The sequence below is a fragment of the Bradyrhizobium liaoningense genome (assembly GCF_018130785.1).
Lineage (GTDB): Bacteria > Pseudomonadota > Alphaproteobacteria > Rhizobiales > Xanthobacteraceae > Bradyrhizobium > Bradyrhizobium liaoningense_A.
On record NZ_JAFCJT010000002.1, the window covers coordinates 449,111 to 464,545 of the forward strand.

The window sequence follows — 15,435 nt, forward strand, 5'->3', positions numbered from 1 at the left end:
CCCGGATCGGGAACCCGACCATGCAAGAGAAAACGCAATCGTCACGCTCCACGAGCGGGGCGCCCAAGATTGAGATCACCCGGCGGATCGACCTCACGACCCTGCGGCTGTTCATCGCCATCTGCGAAGAGGGCAATTTGACGCGCGCCTCGCAGCGGGAGGCGATCGCGCCCTCCGCCGTCAGCAAGCGCATGCATGATCTGGAGGAGGTGCTCGAGGTCGCGCTGTTCGAGCGGCATCCGAACGGCATGGCTCTGACGCCGGCCGGCGAATCGCTGCTGCACCATGCGCGCGTGACGCTGCTCAACGTCGAGAAGATCGCAGTCGATATGGCCGAGCATGCGCGCGGTGTGCGTGGGCATGTGCGGATGCTGGCCAATCTGTCGTCGATCGTCGAGTTCCTGCCGGACGATCTGCCCGGCTTCTTTCGCTCGCATGAGCTGGTGCGGCTCGATCTACAGGAACGCCCCAGTGCCGATGTCGTTCGCGGCGTCGAGGAGGGCGTGGCCGAGATCGGCATCTGCTCCGCTGACGTTTCGACGCGCGGGCTGGAGCGGTTCTCCTATCGCCGGGACCGCCTCGTCATCGTGGTGCGATCCGATCATGCGCTTGCATCGGCAAAAGACGTTTCGTTCGCCGATACGCTCGATTACGATCATGTCGGACTGTTTGCGACGAGCTCCATCTACTTGCGCTCGCAATACACCGCGCAGCAGATCGGCAAGTCGATCCGATTGCGGGTTCATGTTCCCGGCTTCGATGCGGTGTGCCGGATGGTGCAAGCCGGCATGGGAATCGGCCTCATCCCAGACCGTGCGTTCGAGGTCCTCAGTCACGGCATGAACCTGACGGCCGTCGAGCTGAACGATGACTGGGCCGATCGCGAGCTGGTGCTGGTCGCGAGGGATCCTGCGGGATTGTCGGCGACGAGCCAGTTGATGCTCGATCATCTGCGGTTGCCCGGAACCAAGCCTCACTGATCGCCGCCCTCCATGTCGTTCGTCATCCGCGAACGCGTGTTCATCAAAGGATATTGGACTTAAGACCTCACACTCGGCGACACCACGATCAAAGATGATCGAGGAGCGCCAGACGTGGACGGACCATTATCCGGAATACGAGTCATCGAACTCGGAACTTTGATCGCTGCTCCGTTTGCCGCGCGGCTGTTCGCCGAGTTCGGCGCCGAAGTCATCAAGATCGAGCAGCCCGGCATCGGTGATCCCCTGCGCACATGGCGCAAGCTGCATCAGGGCACGTCGCTCTGGTGGTACCTGCAATCGCGCAACAAGAAGTCGATCGCGATCGATCTGAAGTCACCGGAGGGGCGCGACGTGGCGCTGCGCCTGGCCGCACAAGCCGATGTCGTGATCGAGAATTTCAAGCCCGGCGGCCTCGAGAAGCTCGGCCTCGGCTGGGACGTGCTCTCTAAGCTCAATCCAGACCTGACACTGGTCCGCATCTCGGGCTACGGGCAGACCGGCCCTTATCGCGACCGCTCCGGCTTCGGCGCGATCGGCGAAGCCATGGGTGGATTGCGCTTTACAACGGGCGATCCGGACAGCCCGCCGGCGCGGGTCGGCATCAGCATCGGCGACAGCCTTGCCTCGCTCCATGGCGTGATCGGCGCACTGATGTCGCTGCTTCGCGTCAAGACAGGGCAGGGGCGTGGGCAGGTCGTTGACGTCTCGCTCTATGAGAGCGTGTTCAATCTGATGGAGAGCCTTGTCCCGGAGTATGACCTCATGGGTCATGTCCGGACCCGCACTGGCGGCGCTCTGCCAGGTATCAGTCCCTCCAATACGTATCCGAGTTCCGATGGGCGCCACGTCGTCATCGCCGGCAACAGCGACGCGATCTTCAAGCGCCTGATGCAGGTCGTCGGCCGTCCGGACCTTGCCGACGATCCTGCCCTTGCCAGCAATGATGGACGCGTTCGTAGCAACGCCTTGCTCGATCGCGCCATTGCAGCGTGGACCTCGGAGCGCACGATGGACGAGATCCTCGCACGCCTCGATGTGGCCGATATTCCAGCAGGCCGGATCTATTCGGTCGCCGACATCGTGGACGATCCCCATTACGCGGCCCGCGAGATGATCCTGCCGACCGAATTGCCGGGCGATGTCACCGTCAAGATGCCGGGCATTGCGCCAAAGCTCTCGGACACGCCTGGCACGGTCAGGTGGTCCGGTCCGACGCTGGGGCAGCACACCGATGAGGTGCTGACGAGCCTCGGCTTGCAGGCAGGCGACATCGCGCAGCTGCGCCGCAGCGGAGCAGTGCAATGATGGCAACACAACCCGACATCATGATCCAGGAAGTCGCACCGCGCGACGGCCTTCAGATCGAAGCGAAATGGGTCGAAACCAGTGAAAAAATCCGGCTGATCAATTCGCTCTCCGCGATCGGATTCGGCCGTATCGAAGTCTCGTCGTTTGTCTCGCCGTTGGCCGTTCCGTCACTGCGCGACGCGGCGGACGTTTTCGCCGGCATCGAGCGGCGTCCCGGCACGATCTACACGGCGCTGATCCCGAACCGGAAGGGGGCTGAGCTCGCGCTGGCGGCGCGTGCCGACGAACTCAATTTCGTGATGTCGGCGAGCGAGACGCACAACCTCGCCAACATGAATCTGACGCATGTGCAGTCGCTGGGCTCGCTTGCCGAGATCGTGAAGCCGGCGCATGCCGGCGGCGCCATGGTCAACGCCACAATTGCGACCGCGTTCGGCTGCCCGTTCGAAGGCAAGCAGCCGTTCGAGAAGGTGCTCGATATCGTCAAGCGCTATCTCGCTCTCGGAGCCGACGGCATCACGCTCGCCGATACCACGGGCATGGCCAATCCTATTCAGGTCTCGGAGCTGGTGGCCGAGGTTCTGATGCTGGTCCCTGCGGACATGCTCACGCTTCACTTCCACAACACGCGCGGTCTTGGGCTGGTCAATATTCTCGCTGCCTGCGACACCGGCGTGCGCCGCTTCGACGCTGCGCTGGGCGGCCTCGGCGGATGTCCATTTGCGCCGGGCGCTTCGGGCAATGTCTGTACCGAAGACCTCGTCAATCTCTGCCATGAGATGGGCTTGCGTACCGGCCTCGATCTGCAGCGCCTGATCGATCTTTCGTTCCGATTGCCCGAACTGATCGGACATGAAGTGCCAGGGCAGGTCGCCAAGGCCGGCCGCCCGCTCGACCTGCATCCCATACCCGAACGGCTGCGGCGCGCAGGCTGAGAACGACCGTAATCAAAATTTCAAAACATAATGGAGGAAACCATGACAATCGCCACGACGGCGACCGCCGACGTTGACACTCGAATTACAGAACATCAAGTCATCAAGAAGATCGCATGGCGGCTGATGCCGCTGATCATCATCTGTTACTTCTTCGCCTTCTTCGACCGCGTCAACATCAGCTTCGCCAAGGCGGCGCTCCAGGCCGATCTCGGCCTCAGCAACACCGCCTACGGATTTGGCGCCAGCCTGTTCGTCGTCGGCTACGTCCTTTTGGAAATGCCGAGCAACATGCTGCTCTATCGCTTCGGCGCGCGGCGCTGGATCGCCCGCATCATGATCTCCTGGGGGCTGGCGACAGCTGCCATGGTTTTCGTCCATAGCGAGTGGCAGTTCTACGCGCTGCGCTTCGTGATCGGCGCGATGGAGGCGGGCTTCGCGCCCGGCATTCTCTACTATCTGACGCTCTGGTTTCCGAAGTCGCACCGCGGCCGCATGACGTCCGTGTTCTTTCTCGCCACCGCATTCTCGGGGATCATCGGCGCGCCGATCTCGGGCCTCATCCTCAATTATCTGAATGGGCTGCACGGTCTCGCGGGTTGGCAATGGTTATTCCTGGCCGGTGGCATTCCGTGCCTCGCGCTTGGGTTCGTCGTGCTGCTGCGCTTCGACGACGGGATCGAGCAGGCCGAATGGCTCAGCGACGAGGAGCGCCGGCTGATCTCGGTGCAGCTGGATCGCCAGAAAAGCGAGATCGGCGAGCATTCAGCATGGCGCTCGCTGCTCATGCCGGGCGTGCTGTTGTTGGGGTTCATCTACTTCCTGATCCAGATCGCGTCCTACGGCCTCAATTTTTGGGCGCCTGACCTGATCAAGGCGGCCGGCGGAGGCAGTGCAGCCGCGATCGGCTTCCTGACCGCCGTACCCTATATCTGTGGCGCCATCTGCATGATCGTCGTAGGCCGATTGTCGGATGCATCAGGCGAGCGGCCGAAATTTGTCGCAGCCTTGATTCTGACCGCGGCCGTGGGCTTCTTCGCCTCCGGTGCATTCGACAGGAGCGTCGTCACGCTGGTTGGCGCGCTTGCCATCCTTGGTGCCGGCGTGGTTGCGGCCATTCCGACATTCTGGACGCTGCCTCCGAAAATTCTCACCGGTGCGGGGGCGGCGAGCGGGATCGCGCTCATCAACACGCTGGGGCAGGTCGGCGGCATCGTCAGCCCGGTCATGGTCGGCTCGGTCAAGGATGTGACCGGCAGCACGACGCCCGCGCTCTACGTCATCGGCGGCTTGTGCGTGCTCTGTGCGGTGCTGCTGCTGACGGTGCTTCCGCGAGACCTGAAAGCCAGGGACGTGACGGAACCCCAGGTAGCATAGGCCGCGGCATCGGCGCGCCTTGGTGACGCGCATTCAAGAGGGTATTTAGGCAAAAGACATCGCACCGCCGTCCGTCCTCAATGGATGGCGGTGTAATGGCCTGGAACCGAAGGGGATGCGCAATGGCGAAGAACACGATTTGCCTCTGGTACGACAAGGACGCCGAGGCGGCCGCCCGCTTCTATGCCGAGACATTTCCCGACAGCGCCGTCAGCGCCGTACATCACGCGCCCAGCGATTACCCCTCCGGCAGGGCGGGCGATGTGCTGACCGTCGAGTTCACGGTTGCCGGCGTTGCCTGTCTCGGCCTCAACGGCGGTCCCATTTTCAAGCACAACGAGGCTTTCTCGTTCCAGATCGCGACCGACGATCAGGAAGAGACCGACCGCTACTGGAACGCCATCGTCGGCAATGGCGGGCAGGAAAGCGCGTGCGGCTGGTGCAAGGACAGATGGGGCCTCTCCTGGCAGATCACGCCGCTCGTGCTGACCGAGGCGCTGGCGGCCGGCGGAGCCGAGGCCAAGCGTGCGTTCGATGCGATGATGGGGATGACGAAGATCGACGTCGCAGCGATCGAGGCCGCGCGCCGCGGCTGACACTGTCTGCCGTTCCGCTTCAGTGCGGCATCTCTTCAAACTGCAGCAGGTGGAGCGGCGTGTTCCACGGCAGGCGACGCTTGGTGAAACATCTCGAGCTTCGGGGCGATGAGGTCAGGTCCAAGACAGCGGCGCGGCCAAACTGGCTGGCCGAAGAGGCGCACGGCGTCTCGTCTCAGATGCAGAGACCGAGCAGCTTGATGTGGCAGCCGCTGGATTTCGGCTTGCTGGCGGGTGCGGCCTCACGCTTCACGGCAACCAACGGCTCCCCGTCTTGCTTGCCTTTGCCCTTGCCCTTGCCTTTCGGCTCGTAGTCGCCGGCGATCACCATCGCCCAATAGGTGCGCTTGCCGCTGGCATTTCTGGCGCTCGCGATGCCGACCCGGGAGGCGTTGTGCAGCAGCAAGTTCTTGCGATGCCCGGACGAGTCGATCCACTGGCCGAGCGTCTTCTCGAAATTGTCGTAGCCGTAGGCGATGTTCTCGGCGGCGCGTCCCGCGCCGGCCGGTGCGACGCGCCGGTTGAACGGGCCGAGCGCGTCGTGGCTGAGGTCGTCCTTCGCCGCCATCGCGCGGGCCTGGTCCATGGCGATGCGGTCGAGGGTTGAATCGCGGACGACGCGGACTTCGCCGTGCTTGAGGCGGAAGCTGGAGATCTGCTCGGCAGGGGACTCGGCCATCGCGGGCGCGCCTGCCAGCAGCAGAAGGCCGGCGATCAGGCCGCCAGCCACACGATGCTTCGTCGTCCCCCGAGCGCCCATAACCCCTGCCAAGTCTGAATACTCCGACCGCTTCTCTATCGCCAATGTGGAGGCTTCAAGGCGCGGGCCCGTGCTAGCTGGTCGGCAGGTCCGCCTCGAAATTGAAGCGGTCGCGCAGGTTCTTGCGCTGCTCCAGGATGTCCTTGAGGAAGGCGCGGTCCTGGTCGTTCTTCATCATGGGCTCGATCAGGTCGAGCTGGTTCATGGCGACCAGTTGCAGGATCTCGGTCCGCGGCTTGCCGCTGGTATCCCGCGGCAGCGCGTGCACGACCTGGATGTGTTCCGGCGGCTTCGGGCCCTTGGCGGCTGAAAGCTCGCTCCGAAGCTCGCCTTCAAGCGTGGCCTGATCGGCCTCGACGAAGGCATAGAGCCCGACGCCGGAGCGGCGGTCGGCAAAGGCGACGATGGCGGTGTCGCGCACGGCCGGATTCTTGCGGATCAGCTCGGCCAGCACCGGCGCGTCGTTGACCAGCCGGCGGCCGCCGCCCTCGCGGTCGGTGAAATTGAACAGGCCGCGTGTGATTGCCCGGTAGACCTTCTTGCCGGTGGCGAGCCACAGGCTGGCGGCGAACGATTTCTTCGCCAGGATTTTTCGCTCGCGCGGCGTCAGCGCTTCCGGTGCATAGGAACGCTTGTGCTTGAGCAGATGCCGCAGGTCCTCGTAGGCGAGGATGCGGTAGAGCCGGCCGCGCCGGTTGAAGCATGCCGCGAGCTGGAAGTCGGTCACATAGGCGCGGCCGTCGCGGCCGACCAGCCAGTTCTGCTCCTTGGCGAGATCGTTGTGGCAGATGCCGGCGCGGCGCAGCCGGCGTAGCGCCGCCTTGGCCGAGCGGAAATAGGCGAGGTCGCCATGGGGCTTCGCCAGATGCAGCGCGACGCCGTCGACGAAGCCGCGCACCAGTGCACGGCGGCCGGCCCACAGCAGTTCGGGGCCGACGTCGAGACCTTTGGCCAGCACCAGCGCGTGCTTCTCACGCGCGAACAGATGGCGCGCGAGCAGGAATGACCACCACGGCACCTCGTCGAGCCGGCGCAGCACCGCATCGACCTCGCCGCCGTCGCCTCGGAAGCGGCCGCGCTCGACGGTTGAGAATACGTCGCGCTTGAGCAGCACGCCCTCGGTCCAGCGCGCCGACAGTGTCGCGGCGTCGTCTTTGGGGAGACTCATCGAGAACTCACGCGGCTGCGGCAATGCGCAGGTGATTGGCGATCCAGCTATCGAGATCGGCGAGCGCCAATGCACTCATCGCCTGCTTCTTGGCCACCGTCTTCTCGTTGCCGCGCAGTCGCGTGCCGTCGGGCTTCTTCGTCGGCGCGGTCGCGAGCGGCGGGAACAGGCCGAAATTGATGTTCATCGGCTGGAACGAGCGCGTGCCCGGCTCGATGGTTTCGATATGGCCGCCTGTGATATGGCCGAGCAGCGATCCCAACGCAGTCGTGCCCGGTGGGCTCGCGAGCGTCTCGCCGCGTGCATCGGCCGCCGCATAGAGGCCGGCTATCAGGCCGACGCTGGCGGACTCCACATAGCCCTCGCAACCCGTCATCTGGCCGGCGAAGCGCAGCCGCGGCTGTGCCCGCAGGCGCAACTGGCCGTCGAGCAGCTTTGGCGAGTTGAGGAAGGTGTTGCGATGCAGGCCGCCGAGGCGGGCAAACTCGGCCTTCTCCAGCCCCGGAATCGCGCGGAAGATGCGCTGCTGCTCGCCGTACTTCAGCTTCGTCTGGAAGCCGACGATGTTGTAGAGCGTGCCGAGCTTGTTGTCTTGCCGAAGCTGCACGATCGCGTAGGCTTTGGTGGTGGGATCGTGTGGATTGGTGAGGCCGACCGGCTTCATCGGGCCGTGGCGCAGCGTCTCGGGGCCGCGCTCCGCCATCACCTCGATCGGCAGGCAGCCGTCGAAATAGGGCGTGTTGGTCTCCCATTCCTTGAACTCGGTCTTCTCGCCGGCGATCAGCGCGGCCACGAAGCCGTCATACTGCTCCTTGGTCATGGGGCAGTTGATGTAATCGGCGCCGGTGCCACCGGGGCCCACCTTGTCGTAGCGTGACTGGAACCAGGCTACCGACATGTCGATGGACTCGCGATGCACGATCGGCGCGATCGCGTCGAAGAAAGCGAGCGCGTTCTCGTCGGTGAGCTCGCGAATGGCGTCGGCGAGCGGCGCGGAGGTGAGGGGGCCGGTCGCAACGATGACGTTGCTCCAGTCGGCCGGCGGCAGGCCCTTGACCTCGCCGCGGGCGATCTCGATCAGGGGATGCTCGTTCAGCGCCTTGGTGACGGCCGCCGAGAAGCCGTCGCGATCGACCGCCAGCGCGCCGCCGGCGGGCACCTGGTTGGCGTCGGCCGCGCGCATGATGAGCGAGCCGAGCCGGCGCATTTCAGCGTGCAGCAGGCCGACGGCGTTGTTGGCGGCGTCGTCCGAGCGGAACGAATTCGAGCAGACGAGTTCGGCGAGCCCGTCGGTGCGGTGCGCCTCGGTCATGCGGGTCGGCCGCATCTCGTGCAGCACCACGGGCACGCCGGATTTGGCGACCTGCCAGGCGGCTTCGGAACCGGCAAGGCCGGCGCCGATCACGTGCACAATGTTGGATTGGTGTCCTGTCATGGGGCGGACAGGTAGCGCTTTTCGGCGGTCAGTGGAATCGCCGAGATGGAGTTTTCTGCCATCAGAAACGACAACGCCCGCACGAGGCGGGCGCTATCGGTTCGTCCGGTGAAGGGCTGAACGAAATCAGCCCTGATACTGACCGGCGGCAACGCGCGGGATGTCCGAGCGATCGAGGCCGATGTCGGCCAGTTCGCGATCGCTGAGCTGGGACAGCTCGGCAACATTGCGCTGATAGTCCCGGAAAGCCTGGATCATGCGGATGAGCGAGAGCAGCATTGGTAGTCTCCTGTAGTTCGATTCAGCCCTTGCCCGGGCCTCATCGTTGAAATGAATATAGGTGAGAGTGGTGCAGTGCGAAAGTTCCGATGTTGCGATGCAGCTAAGCGCTGGGTGCATGGCGGAGGTAACGGACGATTAACCCGGGAGCACTCTCGCCCAAAGGGTAGGCGAAATAGGGAAAGCGTTGTCATAAATCACCGTGAATTCACGGGTTTACTGCAACCACTCTCGGTACCGGCGAAATGGAAATAGGTAAGGTTCCAACTGTTCTCAAGGCGATTAGTCAGCGTCTGCGCCCAAGTCTCGCATGCACGAATTGCATGATGGTGGAACTATAGAGATGAATACAAGTTCATTAATAGGAAAGATGCCGTGCGACCGAATCCCAGACGATCCGACTCTGGGCGTAGCGCCAGACGAGCGGCCAAGGAGTCTACCGAAACTCATCCTGACCCGTTTCAGACCGCAACCGCCTCCCTGGTGCGGTGCACACACGCCGAACGTGTAGTGTTCATTACAAAGGTGTAATGAAAATCAGAAATTTCGCATGGTGCCTCTGCGCTGCGCGCAACATCACGCAATTCTCGCGAGGAATTTATTGCGGCAAGTTGCCGCGCCCGGAGAAAAGTCATGTCGCAGATTCCGGCAATGTCGCTGGCTCTGTCCCAAGAAGAAGAGAAGGAAAGTAACATCATGACGAAGTTACTCGGGGTTATCGCAATTGCCGCCGTCGCGTTCGCCGTCGCGCCGGCTCAGGCCGCCAAGCACGCCATGGGCGGTTGCAGCTCGGCCAATCTGGAGAAGACGGAGACTGCGATCGAGAACATGGCCGACGGCGACAGCAAGTTCGTGGCGCAGAAGGAGATCGCGGCTGCGCAGGATGCGCTGCTCAACGGCAAAATGGGTGTGTGCGGCGCGCACCTGAACAAGGCGATGCAGGCGACCATGGGCAAATAGAAACTTCGAGAAGTAAACGCACCGAGAGAGGGCCGGTCGCCGGGCGATCGGCCCTACGCGTTTGTCGAAGGCTTAAGGGGCGCGCGCGAGTTGGGCCGCAAAAGAGGCGACGGTCTTGGAATAGACCTCGCTCTTGTTCCACTGCTGTAGCACCGCAAAATTCGGACTGCCCGGCTGCCAATCCTTGCCGCGCTGCCAGCCATAGCCGGCAAGATAATTGGCGGTGGAAGCCAGCACGTCGGGTGCGTTGTGCAAGAGGTCGCGCTTGCCATTGCCGTCGAAATCGACGGCGTATTTCATCCAAGACGACGGCATGAACTGGGTCTGGCCAAGCTCGCCGGCCCATGCGCCCTTCATGTCGGCGGGGGCGAGGTCGCCGCGCTGGACGATGCGGAGCGCATCCAGCAGCTCGGCGCGAAACTGGTCGGAGCGGCGGCAATCATAGGCCAGCGTCGCCAGCGAGCGGATGGTGGCGAACTTGCCGGTGTTAACCCCGAAATCGGTCTCGAGACCCCAGATCGCGACCAGCACCTCGCCCGGTACGCCGTAGGTCTGTTCGATGCGGGAGAGTACCGAGCCGTACTGCTTCATCATGTTGGAGCCGCGCTGCATGCGCGGCGGCACCATGCGGCCGGAGAACTCCTCGAAGGTCTGAGTGAAGACTTTTTGCGAGCGGTCGCGATTGAGCACGCTCTGATCGAGCGTCACGCCGGCAAGCCCGGCGGCGACGGCCTGCTGTGAGATGCCCTTGGCCGCGGCGTCGGTCTTGAAGTCCGCGAGCCAGGCGTCGAAATTGCCGGAGCCGCAGGCAACAGCGGCGAGGGCTGGCTGGGCGGTTATGATTGACGCGGAGAGGGCGAAGGCTGCGAGAGCGAGACGAGAAATCGTCGGTGTCATCAGATGAAATTGATTCCGTGAAGTGATCTGACCGGCGGGCGCAATCTCGGTTGTAACCGCGGCCAAAGCAAGGCGTATGACAGTGCGCACTCCTGCCTGGTCCCGGGCAGGAGTGCATGTCACGATATCGTCAGGCGTCCGTCCGATTCCGCCAGGGGAAGAGGTTGGCGGGGAAGTCGGCGGCCGGCTTGCGCGGGCGATGCGGCGGGGGCGGCACCGGACGTGCGCCGGGCTCCGAGACGATCACCTTGCGGTAGAGGTGCCAGGTGGCATGGCCGAGCAGGGGGATCACCACGGCAAGGCCAAGGAACGCCGGAATCGTGCCGAGCGCCAGCAGCACCGCGACGATCAGGCCCCAGGCCGCCATCGGCACCGGGTTCTTTGCGACGACGCGCAGCGACGTCACCATCGCCTCGAACGCGCCGGCATGGCGGTCGAGCATCAAGGGGAACGACACGGCGCTGATGCAGAGCGCGGCAAGCGCGAACAGGAAGCCGGTGCCGCAGCCGACCACGATCAGCCACCAGCCTTGCCGGCTCGTGAGAACGCGCGTCAGGAAATCAGATATCCCGGTCGCGCCCTCATAGCCGAACGCCGCGACATAGATCGCCTGCGCGGTCGCAACCCAGGTCACGAACAGAGCGAGCAGCAGCGTGCCGAGACCGAGCATGGCGCCGAACGAAGGCGAGCGCAGCACCTCCATGGCATCCCACGCGCTGGCCTCCTCATAGCGTTCGCGTCGGCTGGAGAGCTCATAGAGACCGAGAGCGGCGAACGGGCCGATCAGCGCGAAGCCTGCGGCCAGCGGGAACAAGAGCGGCAGCACCGAATAGCCCATCACCGCGCGGGCGAGCACGAGGCCCAGCACCGGATAGATCACGCAGAGGATGATGGCGTGGCTCGGCACCGCCTTGAAATCTTCCCAGCCGCGCCTGAGCGCGTCATGCAGATCGGACAGCTGGATAGTTCGGATCATCGGTCCAGCCGCATCCGCGGTCTGGGCCACAGGGGGGACATTGCCCTGGTAGAGCGTGGCCATGGTCGCTAGCTCCCTTGCCATGCAGCCGAATTCGGCGCCGACAACGGCGCAAGCGGCCGCCTTTCTGAGTTTCGCGATTCCGGCCAGACGCGAATTCCGGACGACATCGCGAGCTGAAACTGAAGCGTACGCCGATTTCCGAGTCCTGTCCCTCACGCTTGATTGAGATTCGATGCCGCACTGCAACCTCAACTATGTCATTCGGTCGTCATTTCGCCGCAGATAAGCTGATGCTGCTTGCTCGTTCGCAGGAACTTCGCGGGCGCGACGCAGTAACTTCGTCTATAAGTGTCACTCAAGGCCCTTCCAACGGATCCTATTCGGGGAGCAGACATGAGCATTTTCGGGAAAATCATGGGCGCGATCTTCGGCAGCCATCCGGCTTCCGCAGCACCCGCAGGCAGCGCACCTGCAGGCAGCGCACCGTCGGGCAGCGCGCCCGCCAGCGCCGCGCCGGGCGGATCGGCACCTGCTGCCGCGCCCGCGTCGACAGTGGACGTTGCTTCGATCGTCGATGCGGCGGTCGCCGCGCACAAGGGCGAGAAGCTGGAATGGCGGACTTCGATCGTCGACCTGATGAAGGCGCTCGACATCGATTCCAGCCTTGCTGCGCGCAAGGATCTCGCCAAGGAGCTCGGCTACAGCGGCGACATGAACGACTCGGCCAGCATGAACGTCTGGCTGCACAAGCAGGTGATGTCAAAGCTCGCTGCCAATGGCGGCAAGCTGCCGCCAGAGATCAAGCACTGACCGATCGCACGGTCGTTGCCAAGGGCCTGCGCTCGCGCGGGCCCTTTTTGCGTTCAGGCGAGGAGATCGGCCTCCTCCGGGTGCCTCTCGAGATAATCGACGACGAAGCCGCAGCCCGCGATCACCTTCTTCCCGTCACGGCGGATCAAGTCCAGCGCTCCCTTGACCAACTCGGATGCAATGCCGCGGCCGCGTAGCGCGCGCGGCGTCTCGGTATGGGTGATGATCACGGCCGACGGCGTCAGCCGGTAATTGGCGAAGGCAATTTCGTTGCCCGCATCGAGCTCGAAGCGACTCCTGTCCTTGTTGTCTCGTACCGCCATGCCAGATCCCTTCGAAGCGCTGCGTGTTCTCTGATCTAGGCGCCTGAACCGGCCCTTGCCAAGGTGCGACCAAGGGAGGTTGCCGCAGGGGAGATATCCGGTCGATGCGTGAACCATAATTCGCTTGCGGCCTCGCCGGCAAAAAACGGCAGTCTTGCAAACGTGCGCCCGGTTCCCCAAATGTTGCTTCAGGACATACGCCCGAATGCGGCCGGCAGGGTCGCTCGACGTTCGGAGTGTCATGATCGCCAGCCGCCGACGTATGCCTCTTTTGTAGGAGGGTACGATGTCGGACTTTGGTTTCTTCAATACTCATCGAACATGGGAGGATTGGTGCGGGATGCTGCTCGGCGCGCTGATTGTCGCGTCGCCGTGGTTCCCCATCCAGGATCACTCGCCGAACGTCGAACACCAGATGATTGTCCTGAACACCGTCGCAATCGGCCTCGTCGTGTTTGGCCTCAGCCAGCTCGAATATGTCGCGTTGCAGCGCTGGCAGGAGGTGGCGACGATCCTTGCCGGGCTCTGGCTCATCGTCTCGCCCTATGTGTTCGGTTATTCCGGCGAAGGTTTTCTCCGGATCTACCATACGAGTCTCGGAGCGGTGGCGGTGATCCTCGGCGTGCTCCAGCTGTGGCAGGACTGGGATCTGAGTGACCAGGATCTGCTGAAGCATGGGCAATAGGCGGTAGATTTCAGCAGGCCCGCCGCGCGCTCGGCGGGTCTGCGCTCGCTCATCTCTTCACCATATCCGCATACTCCGGGTGCTTCTCGATCCACGCCTTCACGAATGGGCATTGCGGGATCACTTTCAATCCGGCTGCGCGAACCTGGTCGAGCGCGCCTTGCACCAGCTTCGAGCCGACGCCCTTGCCGCCGAGCTCCTTCGGTACGTCGGTATGCTCGAACGTAATGATGTCGCCATCGAGCTTGTAATGCTCGGTCGCAAGATGGCCTTCCACCTCGAGCTCATAGCGGTGATGGGCCTTGTTGTTGATGACGTCGCTCATGTCGTCTCCGGTCAGCTCTTCAGCGAGTCCGCCAGCATCTTGCGGATCGACCAGGCTTCGCCGTCGGAGGAGCCCTTGATGTCGTCGATCCGCCAGCTATTGGCTTCGCGCACGAAGTCGTAATGCACGATCTGGTCCGCAGGTTTGCGGTCGTTGCGGTGGCCGGTGATGGTCACCGCGATCGACGCCTTGTCGGCCTCCATCTTCTCGGCGTCAACCTTGAACGATTTTACGTCCGGTTCCTGCGAATTGGTGACGGGATCGAAATCGACCGGCCCGACGTCGCCCTTGGGCGTATGCGCATCCGCCTTGGCCCACAGCGCGACCAGGGACTTGGAGAGATATTGTGCCTTGGCCGCCTTGTTCTCGATGACGAAGGTACCGCCGCCATCTCCCTTGCCCATGGCGGCGCGGGTGTAGATCGCGGTCAGGATGGCGACGGGATCGCCGGCGGCGGGCATCACGGCGAATGCCGGGGAGATGGTGGCAAGCAGTGAGGCGGCAGCAAAAGTCCGGCGGGTGAGCATGAGATATCCCTGAGATGATGGCGCGCGACGGCAGGCCAGAGTGGCCGGTGTCAGCGCGTATCTCGGTAGACCGATGAAGTGGCCGTTCGGTTCAATCGGTCGCTTTGGCGAGCCGGGAGTCTTCAGGCTGAGGTTGCGGGCGCATGCAGCCCTGGCAGATGACGAGCGAACGGTTGACCTTGGCGTCCTGCTCGGCCTCAATGCCGTCCTGGGCCTGCCACCATTCCTTCGAATAGGGCTGAAGTCCGGCTTGCGATCTGCTGTGCTCGGATGCCGCGGCGGCGCGCGTTGCACGCGGGGTAGAACGCGGCTGGTTGGGATCCTCTCCGGCGCCATCCCAGGCATAGCGCGCCGGCTTGAAGCCGGGATCGGAGGAGAGATGCGCTTGCGGTGCCATAGCACATCCGGCGAGCGCCAGCGACAGCAGGAGGAGGGCGGGCGCTTTGACCATGATGCGGCACTCTGTACGCGAGAACTGGCTGAGGTTGCGCCGATCATGTTTAAAATTCCCTGAACGATTGCGGCCCTGCGCACGACCAACGCGAATGCGATATCTGGTCCTCCCGCTCACACTGCTTGCCACCGCTGCGCGTGCCGACGAGGCCAAACCGTTCAATCCCTCCGATTATCCGCCCGGCGTGCAGAAGGCGCTGCGTTACGCCAATGAGGAATGCGACAGCCAGGACGGTGGCCTGGTGACCTTCGCGCCGGACACCGTGCGCAAGATCGACCTGACCGGGGACGGCCGCGAGGACTACATCGTCGATTTCCGCGACACCAAATGCGGGGAGCGCGAGACCACCTATTGCGGAACCGGCGGCTGCGTCATGAACATCCTGGTGACGCTGCCGGACGGCAGCGTGCGCCCCGTATTCGACGGCTATGTCCGCAGCTACAAGATTATGGCGCCGCCAATGAAGCGTGGTGCGGCGCGCACCATTCGCTTCGATCTGCACGGCAGCTATTGCGGCGGTTTTGGTGCGCAGCCCTGCCGGAAGGAGAAAGCCGTCACGGCGACGCCGTTTGCGTTCAAGCAGCCGTAGGGCAGATGCGCGGCCGACGGCCTTGCTACGCCGCGTTCGATGGCG

19 protein-coding genes are annotated in these 15,435 nt (G+C 63.6%); 9 read left to right on the top strand and 10 right to left on the bottom strand.

The window, feature by feature from the left end:
• Positions 1-20: 20 nt before the first annotated feature.
• From JQ627_RS07725 to JQ627_RS07745, 5 genes are all read left to right on the top strand, one after another.
• Complete coding sequence (locus JQ627_RS07725; RefSeq protein WP_212483609.1) at positions 21-980, top strand: LysR family transcriptional regulator; 960 nt, start codon at positions 21-23, stop codon at positions 978-980.
• A gap of 114 nt (positions 981-1,094) precedes the next feature.
• The gene (locus tag JQ627_RS07730) at positions 1,095-2,288 is read left to right on the top strand and encodes a CaiB/BaiF CoA-transferase family protein (protein ID WP_212483610.1); all 1,194 of its coding nucleotides are present in this window, start codon (positions 1,095-1,097) and stop codon (positions 2,286-2,288) included.
• Positions 2,285-3,226, top strand: a complete 942-nt coding sequence (locus JQ627_RS07735) for a hydroxymethylglutaryl-CoA lyase (protein ID WP_212483611.1) — start codon at positions 2,285-2,287, stop codon at positions 3,224-3,226. The genes JQ627_RS07730 and JQ627_RS07735 overlap by 4 nt, the downstream gene beginning before the upstream one ends.
• 42 nt (positions 3,227-3,268) lie before the next feature.
• Complete coding sequence (locus JQ627_RS07740; protein ID WP_212483612.1) at positions 3,269-4,603, top strand: MFS transporter; 1,335 nt, start codon at positions 3,269-3,271, stop codon at positions 4,601-4,603.
• 122 nt (positions 4,604-4,725) lie between these two features.
• Complete coding sequence (locus JQ627_RS07745) at positions 4,726-5,199, top strand: VOC family protein (protein WP_212483613.1); 474 nt, start codon at positions 4,726-4,728, stop codon at positions 5,197-5,199.
• A gap of 175 nt (positions 5,200-5,374) precedes the next feature.
• On the opposite strand, the gene JQ627_RS07750 is transcribed toward JQ627_RS07745, so the two are convergent.
• The 4 genes from JQ627_RS07750 to JQ627_RS07765 all read right to left on the bottom strand — a co-directional run bounded on the left by JQ627_RS07750 (position 5,375) and on the right by JQ627_RS07765 (position 8,841).
• Complete coding sequence (locus JQ627_RS07750; RefSeq protein ID WP_212484082.1) at positions 5,375-5,959, bottom strand: CAP domain-containing protein; 585 nt, start codon at positions 5,957-5,959, stop codon at positions 5,375-5,377.
• Positions 5,960-6,032: 73 nt separating this feature from the next.
• On the bottom strand, positions 6,033-7,127 hold the full coding sequence (locus JQ627_RS07755; protein ID WP_212483614.1) for an AMP-binding enzyme: 1,095 nt from the start codon (positions 7,125-7,127) through the stop codon (positions 6,033-6,035).
• Between the two features lie 7 nt (positions 7,128-7,134).
• Positions 7,135-8,562 (bottom strand): methylenetetrahydrofolate--tRNA-(uracil(54)-C(5))-methyltransferase (FADH(2)-oxidizing) TrmFO, encoded by a 1,428-nt coding sequence (gene trmFO, locus JQ627_RS07760; RefSeq protein ID WP_212483615.1) that lies wholly within the window; start codon positions 8,560-8,562, stop codon positions 7,135-7,137.
• 126 nt (positions 8,563-8,688) lie between these two features.
• The gene (locus JQ627_RS07765; RefSeq protein ID WP_007590701.1) at positions 8,689-8,841 is read right to left on the bottom strand and encodes a DUF1127 domain-containing protein; all 153 of its coding nucleotides are present in this window, start codon (positions 8,839-8,841) and stop codon (positions 8,689-8,691) included.
• Between the two features lie 633 nt (positions 8,842-9,474).
• Here JQ627_RS07765 and JQ627_RS07770 point away from each other — a divergent pair.
• Positions 9,475-9,801, top strand: a complete 327-nt coding sequence (locus JQ627_RS07770) for a hypothetical protein (protein ID WP_212483616.1) — start codon at positions 9,475-9,477, stop codon at positions 9,799-9,801.
• Between the two features lie 72 nt (positions 9,802-9,873).
• On the opposite strand, the gene JQ627_RS07775 is transcribed toward JQ627_RS07770, so the two are convergent.
• Together JQ627_RS07775 and JQ627_RS07780 are read right to left on the bottom strand one after the other, a co-directional pair.
• Entirely contained in the window at positions 9,874-10,698 is an 825-nt protein-coding gene (locus JQ627_RS07775; protein ID WP_212483617.1) for a lytic murein transglycosylase, read from the bottom strand.
• Between the two features lie 130 nt (positions 10,699-10,828).
• The gene (locus JQ627_RS07780) at positions 10,829-11,737 is read right to left on the bottom strand and encodes a DUF2189 domain-containing protein (protein WP_212483618.1); all 909 of its coding nucleotides are present in this window, start codon (positions 11,735-11,737) and stop codon (positions 10,829-10,831) included.
• Positions 11,738-12,070: 333 nt separating this feature from the next.
• Between JQ627_RS07780 and JQ627_RS07785 the strand changes: the two genes are divergently transcribed.
• Positions 12,071-12,487 carry a DUF3597 domain-containing protein gene (locus tag JQ627_RS07785; RefSeq protein WP_212483619.1) on the top strand — a complete coding sequence of 139 codons (417 nt, stop codon included), beginning with the start codon at positions 12,071-12,073 and terminating at the stop codon, positions 12,485-12,487.
• A 53-nt stretch (positions 12,488-12,540) separates the two neighbouring features.
• On the opposite strand, the gene JQ627_RS07790 is transcribed toward JQ627_RS07785, so the two are convergent.
• Positions 12,541-12,810: a GNAT family N-acetyltransferase gene (locus JQ627_RS07790; protein WP_212483620.1), complete on the bottom strand. Its 270-nt coding sequence runs from the start codon at positions 12,808-12,810 to the stop codon at positions 12,541-12,543.
• A gap of 286 nt (positions 12,811-13,096) precedes the next feature.
• On the opposite strand from JQ627_RS07790, the gene JQ627_RS07795 reads away from it, so the two are divergent.
• On the top strand, positions 13,097-13,495 hold the full coding sequence (locus tag JQ627_RS07795; protein ID WP_212483621.1) for an SPW repeat protein: 399 nt from the start codon (positions 13,097-13,099) through the stop codon (positions 13,493-13,495).
• A 49-nt stretch (positions 13,496-13,544) separates the two neighbouring features.
• Here JQ627_RS07795 and JQ627_RS07800 read toward each other — a convergent pair whose 3' ends face one another.
• The 3 genes from JQ627_RS07800 to JQ627_RS07810 form a co-directional block, all read right to left on the bottom strand.
• Positions 13,545-13,820 carry a GNAT family N-acetyltransferase gene (locus JQ627_RS07800; RefSeq protein ID WP_212483622.1) on the bottom strand — a complete coding sequence of 92 codons (276 nt, stop codon included), beginning with the start codon at positions 13,818-13,820 and terminating at the stop codon, positions 13,545-13,547.
• A gap of 11 nt (positions 13,821-13,831) precedes the next feature.
• A complete protein-coding gene (locus JQ627_RS07805) occupies positions 13,832-14,347 on the bottom strand; it encodes a DUF3828 domain-containing protein (protein WP_212483623.1) in 516 nt (171 codons plus the stop codon).
• 91 nt (positions 14,348-14,438) lie between these two features.
• Positions 14,439-14,798, bottom strand: a complete 360-nt coding sequence (locus tag JQ627_RS07810; RefSeq protein ID WP_212483624.1) for a hypothetical protein — start codon at positions 14,796-14,798, stop codon at positions 14,439-14,441.
• Between the two features lie 94 nt (positions 14,799-14,892).
• On the opposite strand from JQ627_RS07810, the gene JQ627_RS07815 reads away from it, so the two are divergent.
• Positions 14,893-15,390 carry a hypothetical protein gene (locus JQ627_RS07815; protein WP_212483625.1) on the top strand — a complete coding sequence of 166 codons (498 nt, stop codon included), beginning with the start codon at positions 14,893-14,895 and terminating at the stop codon, positions 15,388-15,390.
• Positions 15,391-15,435: the final 45 nt, after the last annotated feature.